Below are 14,522 nucleotides of genomic sequence, written 5' to 3'. Positions count from 1 at the left end.
CTGTTTGGAACTCAGTTATGCAAGATTATCAAAAAGCCTTTATTGAATTTGCCCTTCAAAGGCAGGTGTTGAAATTTGGCCAGTTTACCTTGAAATCCGGGCGCACTAGCCCGTACTTCTTCAACGCAGGTCTTTTTAACACCGGCAAAGACTTGGCTAAATTGGGTCAGTACTACGCCCAAGCGCTGGTGGCCTCGAACATTGAGTTTGACGTGTTGTTTGGCCCAGCCTATAAAGGCATTCCCATCGCGACCACGACAGCGGTGGCGTTGGCAGATAAGCATGATATCGATACGCCGTATTGTTTTAATCGTAAAGAAGCCAAAGCGCACGGAGAAGGTGGTACTTTGGTCGGCAGCCCACTGTCGGGTCGTATTATGCTGGTGGATGACGTGATCACTGCTGGTACTGCTATTCGTGAGTCGATGGAGCTGATTGACGCCCATGGCGCGTCTTTGGCAGGGGTATTAATCGCACTGGATCGTCAAGAGAAAGGTAAAGGTGAGCTTTCAGCAATCCAAGAAGTGGAGCGCGACTTTAACACTCAAGTCATTTCCATCGTGTGTTTAGCTGATCTGGTTGAATATTTACAAGATCAGCCAGATATGGCCACGCACTTGGCTAACATTGAGCAATATCGACAAGATTACGGGATCTAACCTTATGGCGGAAAGTCGTTTTGAGGCCGATTTCCATCTCGACGCACTGGGCTTGCGTTGCCCTGAGCCGGTGATGATGGTGCGCTTGAAAATCCGTCATATGCAAGACGGTGAATCTTTAAGTGTGATTGCGGATGATCATTCTACTACCCGAGATATGCCAAGCTTCTGTCGATTCATGGGGCACACCTTGGTAAGCGCTTACACTGACGATAGCCCCTACGAGTATTTAATTCGCAAAGGTAACTAAACCGAGTTTTGTCCAACGAAGATAAAAAAAGCCGCTGTGATAGCAAGCCGTTTACTTAACGTGGATCTATAAAGCCCTCTGATGAGGGCTTTATTTTTATATCTCTATAGTTAACTTTCTTCGTAGGTTTTGGTCGATGGATTCCACGTATATTGTGTGTCATACGGTGCATCTAACAGGTGGACAAACCTATCACATCTATTTAACACCGCACCGAGGGAAACGTAGTGCCAATTATCACCGTTATCTAGGTACTCGTCAGTTTCGTGACCATTAATGAATGTCCAACCACTGTAATTGTCTTGCTCTTTAGTTGGCTCCTCTCTATACATAACCTCAACTGACTGACCGTCATATAGAACAGCACTAGATACAAAACATCTGGCTGAATACTTCTCTACGATGTTTGGCTCTTCGTCTTCTATATCGGTCTGAATAATGTGGTTGATGCAAAACTCAATTTCGTCGCCTGCTGTTAAATCTGGAATATAGTTTGGGTCATTATCAAGGTTGCCTTTAAAGCGGTCTCCCTCGCGTTGCGTTATTTCAACCCACATCCTTTCTGCCGACCACCCATTATCATTTTCAACATCGCAGTCGAAAATTAACTTAACGAAATTACCTTTTGATAATCTAGATAATGTGCAATCAGGAGGAATATAGAATGTATATTTTGCTTCATTGGCACGCTCTTTTGCGTCACCCAATGTCCATGTTCTTGTTGTATCCATGTCTTTAATTTTTAGTCCTATTTTTCATACTTTCCATAGTAAACTATTTTCTCAGTGGCTACAGGGCCATTAGCTAACCCCAGTCTCATAGCTGGCGTTTCTCGTTTGTCATTAATGTTGACGTAGTTGTAATAGACACGATAGATATCGCCCAATTTGGTGAGCATAGCAGGGTCATAGGGTGAATAGCCATTCCAAACTCTGGATTGATTTGTTGCCGAGTGAAACGGCCTCTCTAACAAGTTTACGTCTCGTCTGGCTACCATGAAAAACCTATCAATGGCATGTAGAGATGCCTTTCGGTATAAGTGCGCTTTGTGTTGTAATTCGTATCTCGATATATCGGTAATGGCGGCAACTACTTTCTCTGGCTCAGGCATAGTCGCAATAGGGTAACGCAGCCACAGTTCAGGTGAATTACCAATTCTCACCATGTTATTCAGAGCCTCACCAACCAACGCTGTTACAACCTTGATAAAATCTCTGCTGCTAAGTTGCTTGCGAGGTACGCCAGTTAACCTGCGGATGAGAGCATTAGTTTCTGCTAGTGCTCTGCGCTTATCGTCAACGGTGAAGCCCTTTTCGGAGCGGACTAGGAAACCGTCACTATTACCAGCCTTAATCTCATTGTGGAAAATGCTTAAGTACGCATTTTTCATACCTGCATCCTGATCCATATAGAAGCGTGTTTTACCCACATGTCGAAACAAGTGCTTTAAGTGTAAGAAATGGCCTAGCATTGTATATTCGTTATGAACTAACACGCCTTTTGCGGGAAGCCTAGTGGACGAATCAAAGTCTTCTGAGGCAAGGTTTTCGTTAAAGGCTTCGTCTATTTTCGCCTTCTGCGCAGCGGCATCAATTAAGTCCATTGCAGCTACAGTAGGTGCTTTCATTGCCCTCTTAGCTGCTTCTTCAAACTCTTCCTCAAGCCATACTCTTGCAGTGTCACGGTGATGCTTAGGGCGAGCGCTATCGTTAACGAATCTGGCATAGGCTTCTATGTCTTCTTGAAGCTCGTGGTGATCAAAGTTGAAGTTAAATGCAAACACGTAGCCTGTTTTCAAACAAGCTGTGCCAATGCCGTACAACTCTGTATTTCGTTTATCTTCACGCTTAACCCAATTGGTAATTTGGACTTGTCTATCCGTAGAAAGATACAGCCGATGTAGCTTGAGCTTTCCATCAAGTAGCCTCTGCTCTCTCTCCGCAACGAACTTCATACACTGGCTATGTATGAAGTCGATTTTGTCGTAGATGGTCTTCTGTGAAATGTGAAGTAACTTAGCAATTTTACGAAGTGGTACTTTGGACACTAACAGGTCGAACAGTCTTAGGTTTATCTCCGCTCTTCTGTGTGTTCTGGAACCATCGCTATCTGTAAGGCTTTTGCCACAAGTTAAGCATTGGTAGCGCTGATGACCAGCCTTGGTAAACCCACGCTTTTTCAGCTTCAGGGGCTTACCATTCAAATTGGTTGGGCATTCTCTATTTCGACACTTTAGCTCATCAGATTCCAGATACGCAGAAATGCGGTGGTACTCTTCATTTACCGCTTGGTTGCTCTTCATCATAAATGAGACTTGTACTGGCTCACCATCAGCTTTTCTTGCACTACATAGTTTACAGACTAGTGATGCTTCGCCCTTACCAGTGCCTGATGTCTTATAAACGACATGAGCTTTCCTTGCTTGACCCTCTTTAAGGCCGCCAGTAACCTGTTGAATTTCATTATTTTCAACGACAACACTCAACTCAGGAGCAAGCCCAAAAGCAGGGCATGTAGGAGATTTGCAGAAATTGATTTGTAAGTCTTGGTGGGGTTCAGGGAACTGCGGCCAATCCTTCTGGCAAGATTTCTTTCTCAATAAAAAAGCACCATAACCGAAATAAGTATTTCAATTATAGTGCTTTTGTTACCCAGCGCCAGAAATTAGATCCACGTTAAGTAAACGGCTTGCTGTGATAGCGGCTTTTTAATGATATTCAATACTTAGGGTTTACGAAACTTTAAGGTCCAGCGGTCGGTATTACCGGTGACTGATTTAGCACCTACTTCGTACTCAAGCTCATCGTCTTCACGATAATGTAAGTCACTGTAATCAACAAACTCAAAGCCCGCCGCTAAAATCTCTTTGATGGCAAGTACTGGATCGACACGTCGTCCATTAGACGCATTATCAGGTTCCATATGGCGTGCAGTGTGATCAACCACCGCGTAAATGCCGCCGGATTTGAGCGCTTTAAATGCCACGTTATTCATCGCAGCACGGCCTTCGGCGTTAAAGTTATGGTAATTACGGAAGGTTAGCACCATGTCCAAATTGTCGACGCCCAGTGAATCAATTTCCATGGAGTTGAATCGAGCGCCTTCTTCACGCCATATTTTGGCATCTTCTGCGACAATTTGGATTTTTTCAAAGCCTGGTTTTCCGACCAAGGATTCTTTAATCCGTCGAGTACCAATGGCACCGTAGTATTGGCCTTTTTCGGCTACTAAAGGTGCTAATATCTTGGTATACCAGCCGCCGCCAGGGATGAGTTCAGCGATACGCATATCGTCTCGCAAACCAAAGAATTCAAGTGTTTGCGCCGGTTTGCGATTTCTATCACGTTGTTTTTCACTTTCGGTGCGCCAATCACTGTCAAGTAATGCCTTCACTTGCTCTTTAATGTCGTGACCGTGGCCATCTGCCAATGCAGGCGCGCTTATTCCAAGCGCCATGGTGACGACCAGTGATAAAGCTGTTGTGCGTAACTTCATGGTTTCTATCCTCCTAGAGTGTTTCCATTAAATCGATGCTATTCATACTTTCCACCACCAAAAAATGACCACAAAAAATGTCAACGCGATCATGAAGGGCAGTTTATATTTTTTAAACCAGTTTTCGGCTTGATTACCCGCAACCTTAACTAAGATCGCCAAGCCAAAATAACGGATTGAACGAGCAATCAATGTGGCGAGTAAAAATAGCCAGATTGAATAACCTGTCGCACCGGCTGCCAGCATTGCAATCTGAAACGGCACAGGGATAAGGCCTATCGTTAACACATACCAAAAACCGTCCTGCGCTATCTTGTCTCTAACGGTTTGCATTTGATCTGGATTGGAAAACCAGTTGACTAAGGTGTCGCCAATGAGATCAAACAGCAAGTAGCCAATACCGTAGCCCACCAATGCACCGGCAATACAGCCCAGAGTAGCCATCAGGGCAATTGACCAAAGTTTATCGCGCTTTGCTTGCATCAACGGGATCAATACCGCTTCTAACGGAATCGGCACAATTGTCGATTCCAAGAAAGAGGCAAACGCCACACTCCACAACATGTGTTTAGAGTCGATAAGTTTGCGCGTTTTATGTGCTAATTTTCCCATTGTTCAGTGGCTTATTTTTGTATATAGACTTTGCCGTCTTTCATAACAAAATCGATATCTTGCATTTCACTGATGTTGGTTAACGGATCACCTTTCACGGCAACCATATCGGCCAATTTCCCGGCTTCCACTGTGCCTAAACGATCGAGCTGATTGAGCAAGGCTGCACCGTGGTAGGTGGCACTGCGGATCGCTTCGATGGGCTTCATGCCTGCTTGCACCATCAACACAAATTCCAAGCCATTATCGCCATGGGCGGAAACGCCAGAATCAGTGCCAAACGCAATCTTAACGCCGGCATTGTATGCAGCGGCAAAAGTCTGTTGGATAAGGGGGCCAATTTTGGCGGCTTTGGGTCTGACAATATCAGGGAAAAACCCGTCGATCTTGGCTTTTTCTGCCACCCAAGCGCCCGCCATTATAGTGGGTACGTAATAGGTGCCTTTTTGCTTCATCAACGCAAAAATGTCTTTGTCCATGTAGGTGCCGTGTTCGATCGAATCTACTCCGGCTTCGATGGCGCGTCGCATGCCTTCCTTGCCATGAGCATGCACAGCCACTGTCATGCCGTAGTCTTTGGCGGTCGCTACTATGGCCTCGAGCTCGTCATCCATAAATTGCGGATTCTGGCCGCTTTTAGCAACGGAAAGTACCCCACCGGTGGCGGTAATTTTTATTAAATCAGCACCGTCTTTATAACGTTGTCGAACTGCTTTTCGGGCCTCGGCAACGCCATTGATCACCCCTTCTTTGGGACCTGGATCTGTTTCAATTAATTTAGCTCGGCCATTGGTAGGATCGGCATGTCCGCCGGTTGTGGCTATCGATTTAGCTGCGGTAAAAACCCGTGGCCCTTCGATTAACCCGCGGTCGATGGCTCTGCGCAGAGCAACGGTTTCATTGTGACTATCCCCTAAGTTGCGCACAGTGGTAAATCCTGCCATTAGGGTTTTCTTGGCAAAACCGACTGACTGTAATGCGTAATCGGCCTCGTTAAGGGTAAAGCGTTGTAAGTAGCTTCCCGGTCCACTTTGTTCAAAGGTGAGATGGGTGTGCATGTCCATCAGCCCGGGCATCAAGGTATATTCTGATAAATCAATTACAGTGTCGTTTGGTGTGCCACTGACAAAGCCAGACTCGATGGATTTAATAATGTTGCCATCTACCACTACGGTGACCTTGTTTTTCACCTTATCTGAGTCCGCGGTGATCAATTTACCAGCATGAATATAGGTCGCGGCATAAGCTGAGGTAGTTAACAAGGAGGCGGTAATTGAAAGGGTAACTAAAGAAATTTTTAATAAAGACTTAGACTGGCTCAACATGTTTTTTCTCTTGTTTTGTGTCGATATAACCACAGTAGGGGAAATCAAAGAGTAGGTCAAAAGCTTCCGATTCAATTGGATCTTATCAATCGGACTGTTTTGTTTACTGCCCTAATAGTGCCTACTGAAGAGTTATGAAAACTTTAATAGCATCATGATAGCTTTAGTAACTTCCTAAGGAGAATGTGTAATCTCCGCTACTAAGCATTAATTGTTGCTGATCGCCCTGATGAGTTGGATTGGCAATCTCAACTAATTGATAATAAACATTTTGATGCAGTCGCGCCCATAAATTGCGACGAACTAACACATAAGGAAGCCAAGCTTGGGTTTTTGCGTCTTGATGAATTTCAACTGGATGTTCATCACCGACCACAAATGAATCATCAGTTTGGGTGCTAAATACCAGTAACGAGTCGCGCCGCTCCCATTGGGTAATAACAAAGGGCACGTCTTCTACTTGAATACCCACTTTCTCAACCGGTGTAACCAACACATAGCGGTCATCGTCTTTGCGGATAACGCTAGCAAACAGTTTGACCATGGCTTTGCGACCGATTGGCGTACCCATGTAAAACCAACTGCCGTCATGCTTAATGACCAGGTCTATTTCGCCACAAAACGCAGGATCCCACTTTTCAACTGGTGGGATCTTGCCTTGTTGCTCGGCGAGTTGCTGCTGCAGCTGATTTAAGTCCATCGCTCGTGCGTTTTATTGGATCGCTTGTTTGATGTCTCTCAGCTTAGCTTTAATACGGCGCATATTTTCTGGTCCAGTACGAAGTAGCTGTTTTTGCGGTGAAGATAAATTCTCAAGACGTTCATCTTTGAATTTAAACATCACACTGTCAGTGTGGACTTCAATAGGCACGGGCACTTCAGGAGTATCGAGCAAGTGGTTGATAGCGTCCATCATCACAAACTTGAAATCATCCTGTGGATCACCTATCTCTGCATAAATATCTTGCATCGCAGGTTTGTAGGTTTCCAGCATCGATACCAACGCATCGGTTTCCATTGATGTAAGTGTTTCAACATAGGGCGTGTAACGTTTGAAACTGGCGGCGTCAATAAAGGTTTGTCCTGCTTGATTGTAGACCTTAAAATCCTCCTCAGGCTCAACCACTACTTGATGATTATTGGCAGTCGATTTGTTCGCGATGTTTTGAGTGAGCACCACAAAACGTCTTAGCAGATCATCGTTGACTAACAGTTTGGCGGCAGCTTCGTAATTCGCGATATTTAACAGCGATGTCTTAATCGTCGCATCACTGGTATCTAGCGGCTCAGGAACAGGCTGTGGTTCTGGCATATCTATGATCACCGGCTCTTCAATAACAGGCGCATTATCTTCAGTCGCATATTCATCGGTTAAATCAAATTCGGACTCTGGCATAGGCTCTGCAATGGTTTCTTCAACCGCAGTTGGTAAATTACTTTGCTCTTGCTCGTCACCCTTTGAAAATCCAAAATAGGCAATAATCACCACGATGACCACAATAACCGTGATAATAATGTGTGGCGTTAACGATTTGGCTTGCGTTTCTTCAGTCATTTCGGTTCCTTACTAAAACAGTTCCCAGATATAGTATGACAACCTGATGCGCAGATTGTTGAATTTTTTTTAGCTTTGGTTAAATCATAGTCAAGCATAACTTAAGTTACAGGTTTGAATTTGTATTTAACCTGAACAGAAGGATAATAAGTGCCCTTCAATAATGCCCTATTTACGTTTATCTGCGTTGATTTTTCTTTTTTACTTGTCATCAGCAACACTTTAAAACATATAAGTAATATTTAGTTGCTTGACACATCTTATCCAGAGTTCAGGTTAAGTAACAAGTGTCTTTTTACGTTGCACTTGCGGTTTGTATTGGTCAGAGCATAATAGTCGAGGTGTGAACTTGAAAATGTGCTCGTTGCCGATATGACAATCATCTTATATGCCATTCCCGTGTTCTTTCTATTGATCGGTATTGAACTGCTCATGGAAAAGCGACGCAATACCCAATATTACCGAGTCAATGATGCAATTAGCAGTTTGAGTGCCGGTGTGCTCAGTCGCATGGTAGGTATTTTCAAAAGTCTGGTGCCCTTCACATTGTATATCTTGGTATATGAAAATGCGGCGCTAATGACTTTGCCTGAAACGCTTTGGGTTTGGATAATCGCGTTTGTGTTGTATGACTTTTTTTACTATTGGAACCACCGCTTTGGTCATGAAGTCAGTTTATTTTGGGCATCCCATGTGGTTCATCACTCCAGCGAAGATTACAACTTAACTACGGCGCTGCGGCAGACTTCTGGCGGCTTTTTTACCTTTATATTTTACATGCCTATGGCGTTGCTTGGGTTTGACCCGGTCATGTTACTCACCGTTGGGGCGCTCAATTTAGTCTACCAGTTCTGGGTGCATACGCAGCATATTGGCAAACTAGGCTGGTTGGAGTGGATCTTGGTTACGCCGTCCAACCATCGTGTGCATCACGCCCAAAACCAAATCTATCTTGATCGAAACTATGGTGGGGTTTTTATAATCTGGGATCGGCTGTTTGGCAGTTTTCAAGATGAACTTGAGGATGAAAAGCCAATCTATGGCGTGCGCAAGGCGCTGCATAGTTGGAACCCCTTTTGGGCCAATTTACAAATCTATTCGCAGCTGATAAAAGACAGTGTGCACACTAAAAAATGGTCAGATAAAGTGCGCGTGTGGTTTGGGCGCACCGGTTGGCGACCGGCAGATGTCAGTGCTGCCTATCCAATCACACCGGTCGATTTAACTCAATTTACACGCTTCGACACCGAGCTAACAAAAGCCACTAAAGTGTATGTCATTGTACAATATGTGCTGACTGCCATTGTCGGTGTGTATTTAATGATGAACGCCACTAATATGGCGATAGTCACACAATTATTAGTCGCTAGCTATGTGATCGCCAGCAGTGTTAATGTCGCTTGGGTGATGGAAAATCGCAGCGCCGCGATGCGTATAGAGTGGCTGAAAAATAGCCTAGTAATGCTGGCGAGTTTGCTCGTTTATATGCCTCAGTGGTTGTCGGCTACTTTGTTTGTAGGCGCGCTTTTATCACTCTGCCTTTTAGTTGCGGTGAAACGCAGTCAACCACAAGTTGATCAATCATCAGTGTCCCAACAAGACAGCTTGCATAAGTTAACCTGAACGGTAGGTTAATAAGTGCCCTTCAATAACGCCCTTTTTACGCCTATCTGCGTTGAGTTTTCTAGCAATAGGCCAGCTATTACGTACGAAAACTCGCCTTGAAAATCGCAAAAATTGCATCATTGAAGCGTGTTTATAAAGATTTGTTTTTATTTGTCCTTACTAACACATTGAAATACATGGGTAATCTTAATTTTCTCGACACATCTTATCCTTCAGCTCAGGTTAATATAGATACACCTTCAGTAAACTGAACTATTCTCCTTATTGCGACGTTCTATACTCAATGAACGAGGGGAGCGACATGAAGTTTGACTATGACAACGTGATCAACGGCAAGATAATCATCGAAGAGCTGGAAGTTCAATCGTTTGAAATGAATCTGTATCTGGTTAAACTAAAGATTGATGGTTCGAGCGGCATGTTGTATCAAAATAAAGCCTTAAAACGTTTCCATAGCGCTGAGCAGATACGCGATGAATTCAAAAGTGTGCATGTGGTCAAGGCATGGATGGTACATGAGTCGCCCTATGATGAAATGATAGGTAATCCGCCTAAATCAAGTACATCAATGACCCTGCCTTTTTCCATGACATAGTCTCAATGAGCTACGGATAGGTCTAACCTGAACAATAAATAACACGGTGATTTTTAAATTATGCAATATCTACACACTATGGTGCGTGTTTCTGATCTAGATGCTTCGCTGGCATTTTATTGTGATCAACTTGGCTTGATCCAAACCAAACGAACTGACTATGAAAAAGGTCGTTTTACTCTGGTTTATCTTGCGGCACCTGATGATGAAGAGCGCGCCAAAAGCGACTCTGCGCCATTAATTGAGCTCACGTATAATTGGGATCCTGAAGAGTATGATGGAGGACGTAACTTTGGCCACTTAGCCTTTAGCGTGGATGACATCTACGCCCTTTGTCAAAAGCTAAGTGATGCTGGCGTGACTATCAATCGGCCCCCTCGCGATGGACATATGGCTTTTGTGCGCTCACCGGATAATATCTCGATCGAACTATTACAAAAAGGTCAGGCCAAAGATCCACAAGAGCCGTGGGCGTCGATGCCAAACAGTGGCCAATGGTAGAGTGGCAATAACCCCTTAGTTAACAATCGTCGGTCAGGACTTTTTATCTATGGGTACGGCTAGTCCGAAAAGCGGAAAATAGCGCAGCAACCATTTGGTAAATTCTTGCCGACTCATGTCGAATTGCTCGTTAACGGTTTTTTTCCAACCCCGCTTGCCCATGCCTGTGGCTTTACAGGCACTGATGAATTGTTCGACGATCTGTGCGTCAACTTTTTCGACGTTTTTATTTCTCGCATTGACTTGTTCAGATGCCGTAGGCTGTACGCCAGGCAAATGATTGACATGATAGAAGCCGTCACTAAGCTGAATTGTTTGGTGGCCATTTCCAGCGTGATTAAGCAACCGTTCCATTCCCCTTACTGCAATCGCATTTTCGTATATGGCTCCATACTTGGTTTTTATTACACGATTACCCGGTTGTGAGTGGTTATGAAGCGACTTGGCCTTTTTTGAGCAAAGCTGATCGAAGATGCGATGTGCTTTGGTAAGGGCATCAACTTGTGGCTCATCATGGTGCTTTTCGGCTGGATTGTTTTGCTCTTCCAGCTTTTCGATCTGTTGACCTAACATTTCTGCTTGCTCGCAATTCAATCCTGAGTTGAGCACGGTCTGTTCCCACATTTCCCACAGGGTATCGATATCATTGGGAAATTGCATATTCAAAACCTCATTCGTTAGCAACGCAGTTATTGGCAGTTTCTTATATATGTGAATAGCGCAAAAAAAGATCGCAATTTAACGGTAAAATTAAGTCAAATCGCAGTAATTCAAGACGATATATTAAGCGTAGCAAGGATTACCGATTTAGTGATCCAATTGGTCAAAAATCACATACACTTTTAGCATGCATACACACACTCCGCTGGGCATACATTGGTTTAACCACGATTTACGCCTAGATGATAATTTGGCACTGCGTGAGATTGCCGGCAAAGTCAGTCATTTGCTGTGCGTCTATGTGGTTGATCCCCGCTGGTTTAAATCAGGTCATTATCAATCCGCTCACATGGGACAGCATCGTTGGGCGTTTTTGTTGCAAAGCTTAAAGGACTTAGATCAACAACTTAAGCAAGTAGGTAACGGCTTGCATGTGGTCTATGGTGAGCCGGTAGAGCAATTAAGCAAATTGATCAGTGAATCTGGCGCAAGCGTTTTATCTACCAACAGTCATAGCGGTGTCTATGAGCGTCAACAATGGCAAAGATTAAAGCGGCGCTTCGCAGGGGTAATTTACATCGAGCGGCCGGGCCATTGTTTGTTCGATTCCTCACAATTGCCTTTTGCTTCAGACCAACTTCCTGATTCATTTACGCCTTTTCGTAAACAGGTTGAGAGCATCAAGGTCGATCACCCGAGTAAAGCGATCGAATACCTGCCTACTTGTGGCGAACACGTTATGCCAAGTTGGGCTGCGCAACTGCCAACGAGCACCAGTCATTGCGATTTTGCTCAAGGTGGAGCGACAGCCGCTAAACAGCAACTCGCTTACTATTTGTTTGAAAGTGACTTAATTCAAAATTACAAACACACCCGTAATGGCTTAGATGGATGGGACTTTTCTAGCAAGTTATCCGCGTGGCTAGCCAATGGCAGTCTGTCTGTTAGGCAAGTATACGCTCAGATAAAACGTTACGAGGCACAAAGGACCAGTAACGAATCTACCTACTGGTTGGTCTTTGAGTTGTTGTGGCGAGAATATTTTTATTGGTACGCGTTAAAGCATCAACACAAACTGTTTCGCATTCAAGGCGTAAAATCCAAAAAGCCCCTGACCAGTTTTTGGCCACAACGTTTTGCTAAATGGTGTGCGGGTAATACCCCATATCCCATCGTTAATGCTTGTATGAAACAACTTAACCAAACCGGTTATATGTCGAACCGAGGACGACAATTAGTTGCAAGTTGTTTGGTTCATGAGTTGGAAATGGACTGGCGTTACGGCGCGGCATACTTCGAACAACAACTGATCGACTTTGACGTCGCGTCCAATTACGGTAATTGGCAATATTTGGCAGGTGTGGGCGCAGACCCCCGTGGTCATCGACGTTTCGATCTAGAAAAACAAGCGCGTACTTATGATCCCGATGGTCATTTTGTTAGCCGCTGGTCAGGTGAGGTGTCCTCAAAACAACTGGATGACGTTGACCCTTCCGATTGGCCTATATTCAGACACTAGATAGGAACATGCATTGTCGATGTGCTCCGCGCAAACATGTTATCCATTTTTGCTACTCTGTTTAGGTGCGACTAACTTACCACTTTCATATATAAAACCTGTTTAATACGTAATAAAATGTGTCATTGTTACAATTAACAGCTTGGCGCTACAGGGTACTGTTTTCAAGCGGTTGACCTGTGGCGAAGGTTGCAATATTGGGACAATAACATCTAATTTTGAGCCCATCTATATCTTGAAACATTTTCAAACACGCAATTCAACCCTACTGCCACTATAGTCTAATCAACACTTAATCAGTTATGTCCCAGTAAAACCTAACGAAAGGTATTCGTTAGCTCGATGGACTGAAAACAACAAGGAACACGACAATGCGCGCTTTAAAATCACTTATTTGTGCTGCAGCTCTAACATTACTTTTTGCACCTAGCTATGCTGCCGGTTATCTAACGTCAGTGGATGGATATCGATTCGATCAAGGAGATGCCAAGTTATCTCCCAACGGAAAGTATCTCGCCTTGGCTATCGTCAACGAAGGACGTCGCTCCTTGGTAGTAGTGGAAACGGATGGGTTAAATTCAGTTGGAGGCGTTAACTTTGGGCGCTGGCAGGATGTTGGAAATTTTCATTGGGGTACTGACGAGCGATTAGTGATGGAGATCTTGCATCGTGAAGAGTGGGATGAAACCCCGAAATTTTATGGCGAACTTTACACTGCCAAATATAACGGTAAACACGGTGAGCTGATCTACGGCTGGCGTGCGGGCGAGGAGCAAGTCGGTAGCAGACGCAAAAAGAAAGAAACGATCTACGGCTGGGCGAAATTGATTTCCTTGATGCCAAATGATGACGAAGAAATTTTGATCTCGTCTACCGAGATGCCAGGTGGTAGCGAATTATTTGAAGATCGCCAAAAGCGTGATTTAGTGCGAGGGGCACAGGTCAGCAAGCTATATTCTTCTGTTCATCGCCTCAACCTTAAAACGCGCAGAATGAGTTCGTCTTACACCCGTTCACCTGAGCCGAACACGACTTATATAGCGGGTAATGACGATAATTTGCTGTATGCATTTGGTGGTGAGCCTGGTACTCAGGTCCAGATGTATCGTTACGTTAATGATGATTGGCAAAAAATGAATATTGGTAACGGTGACTCTTTTATGCCCGTTGCCTTTAGCGCCGATCGCACAGAAATGGTGTACTTAGATAACTCGGCTTCACAGGCAGGATGTTTGTATCGATATAACCTGATGACGCAACAAAAGACCCAAATTTATGACCATTGTGATTTAGAGCCTGAACAATTGGTGTTGACTATTGATCAGTCAAATGTGTATGCGGTAAAGACTAATGATCTCGAAAGTCCCTATGCGATCATTGAACGTAACAGTGTCGAAGCGGATTTCTTTGCGCAAATTGTTGATATGTTCAATGGCCAAAAAGTCGACGTATACAGTCGTAGTAATGATGGCAAGTTTTGGATTGTGCGCACTCAAGGGGTGGACGATAAGTTAAATTTTTATCTGTACAGCACCAGCAAAAATGAATTTACGCAGATTTTGTAATAGGCCAGGTTAACTTTTGACATCTGGGGTACTCGTTATTAAAAAGAGTAGCCCTTGTCTATTTTTGAGATAAACCACCCCATGGTTTATCTCAGTTATTATTTTGCTTAACGGCCACGCTTCGATTAGGATCTCGCAGTAAATTGGCCTATTCAATGGA

15 protein-coding genes are annotated in these 14,522 nt (G+C 44.2%); 7 read left to right on the top strand and 8 right to left on the bottom strand.

The features are described from left to right. Window positions 1-17 precede the first annotated feature (17 nt). Both pyrE and tusA read left to right on the top strand, forming a co-directional pair. A complete protein-coding gene (gene pyrE, locus ABD036_RS06710) occupies window positions 18-659 on the top strand; it encodes an orotate phosphoribosyltransferase (protein ID WP_343857844.1) in 642 nt (213 codons plus the stop codon). 4 nt (window positions 660-663) lie between these two features. Continuing rightward, window positions 664-909, top strand: a complete 246-nt coding sequence (gene tusA / locus ABD036_RS06705) for a sulfurtransferase TusA (RefSeq protein WP_343857841.1) — start codon at window positions 664-666, stop codon at window positions 907-909. A 110-nt stretch (window positions 910-1,019) separates the two neighbouring features. Here the strand turns inward: tusA and ABD036_RS06700 are convergent, their stop codons facing one another. From ABD036_RS06700 to ABD036_RS06670, 7 genes are all read right to left on the bottom strand, one after another. Further along, window positions 1,020-1,640 (bottom strand): immunity protein Imm33 domain-containing protein, encoded by a 621-nt coding sequence (locus ABD036_RS06700; RefSeq protein ID WP_343857839.1) that lies wholly within the window; start codon window positions 1,638-1,640, stop codon window positions 1,020-1,022. 17 nt (window positions 1,641-1,657) lie between these two features. Next, complete coding sequence (locus ABD036_RS06695; RefSeq protein ID WP_343857837.1) at window positions 1,658-3,508, bottom strand: hypothetical protein; 1,851 nt, start codon at window positions 3,506-3,508, stop codon at window positions 1,658-1,660. A 125-nt stretch (window positions 3,509-3,633) separates the two neighbouring features. Further along, a complete protein-coding gene (locus tag ABD036_RS06690) occupies window positions 3,634-4,404 on the bottom strand; it encodes a class I SAM-dependent methyltransferase (protein WP_425542549.1) in 771 nt (256 codons plus the stop codon). 42 nt (window positions 4,405-4,446) lie between these two features. After that, window positions 4,447-5,016, bottom strand: coding sequence for a YqaA family protein (locus tag ABD036_RS06685; RefSeq protein WP_343857835.1), 570 nt, complete (start codon window positions 5,014-5,016; stop codon window positions 4,447-4,449). Between the two features lie 11 nt (window positions 5,017-5,027). Further along, window positions 5,028-6,341: a metal-dependent hydrolase family protein gene (locus ABD036_RS06680; protein WP_343857832.1), complete on the bottom strand. Its 1,314-nt coding sequence runs from the start codon at window positions 6,339-6,341 to the stop codon at window positions 5,028-5,030. A 163-nt stretch (window positions 6,342-6,504) separates the two neighbouring features. Further along, the gene (locus tag ABD036_RS06675) at window positions 6,505-7,041 is read right to left on the bottom strand and encodes a DUF1285 domain-containing protein (protein WP_343857829.1); all 537 of its coding nucleotides are present in this window, start codon (window positions 7,039-7,041) and stop codon (window positions 6,505-6,507) included. Between the two features lie 12 nt (window positions 7,042-7,053). Beyond that, entirely contained in the window at window positions 7,054-7,896 is an 843-nt protein-coding gene (locus tag ABD036_RS06670) for a DUF3014 domain-containing protein (protein WP_343857827.1), read from the bottom strand. A gap of 372 nt (window positions 7,897-8,268) precedes the next feature. Between ABD036_RS06670 and ABD036_RS06665 the strand changes: the two genes are divergently transcribed. From ABD036_RS06665 to ABD036_RS06655, 3 genes are all read left to right on the top strand, one after another. Continuing rightward, on the top strand, window positions 8,269-9,519 hold the full coding sequence (locus ABD036_RS06665) for a sterol desaturase family protein (protein ID WP_343857824.1): 1,251 nt from the start codon (window positions 8,269-8,271) through the stop codon (window positions 9,517-9,519). A 304-nt stretch (window positions 9,520-9,823) separates the two neighbouring features. Continuing rightward, complete coding sequence (locus ABD036_RS06660; RefSeq protein ID WP_343857821.1) at window positions 9,824-10,117, top strand: DUF6482 family protein; 294 nt, start codon at window positions 9,824-9,826, stop codon at window positions 10,115-10,117. Window positions 10,118-10,177: 60 nt separating this feature from the next. Further along, on the top strand, window positions 10,178-10,618 hold the full coding sequence (locus ABD036_RS06655; RefSeq protein ID WP_343857818.1) for a VOC family protein: 441 nt from the start codon (window positions 10,178-10,180) through the stop codon (window positions 10,616-10,618). Between the two features lie 33 nt (window positions 10,619-10,651). On the opposite strand, the gene ABD036_RS06650 is transcribed toward ABD036_RS06655, so the two are convergent. After that, the gene (locus ABD036_RS06650; protein WP_343857815.1) at window positions 10,652-11,278 is read right to left on the bottom strand and encodes a hypothetical protein; all 627 of its coding nucleotides are present in this window, start codon (window positions 11,276-11,278) and stop codon (window positions 10,652-10,654) included. Window positions 11,279-11,465: 187 nt separating this feature from the next. Here ABD036_RS06650 and ABD036_RS06645 point away from each other — a divergent pair, with 187 nt between their 5' ends. Beyond that, entirely contained in the window at window positions 11,466-12,797 is a 1,332-nt protein-coding gene (locus ABD036_RS06645; RefSeq protein WP_343857812.1) for a DASH family cryptochrome, read from the top strand. A gap of 371 nt (window positions 12,798-13,168) precedes the next feature. Beyond that, on the top strand, window positions 13,169-14,362 hold the full coding sequence (locus ABD036_RS06640; RefSeq protein ID WP_343857810.1) for a hypothetical protein: 1,194 nt from the start codon (window positions 13,169-13,171) through the stop codon (window positions 14,360-14,362). Window positions 14,363-14,522: the final 160 nt, after the last annotated feature.

Origin of the sequence: Aliiglaciecola litoralis (genome assembly GCF_039523355.1) — a bacterium.
GTDB lineage: Bacteria > Pseudomonadota > Gammaproteobacteria > Enterobacterales > Alteromonadaceae > Aliiglaciecola > Aliiglaciecola litoralis.
This window is presented reverse-complemented; position numbering and strand designations above follow the sequence as displayed.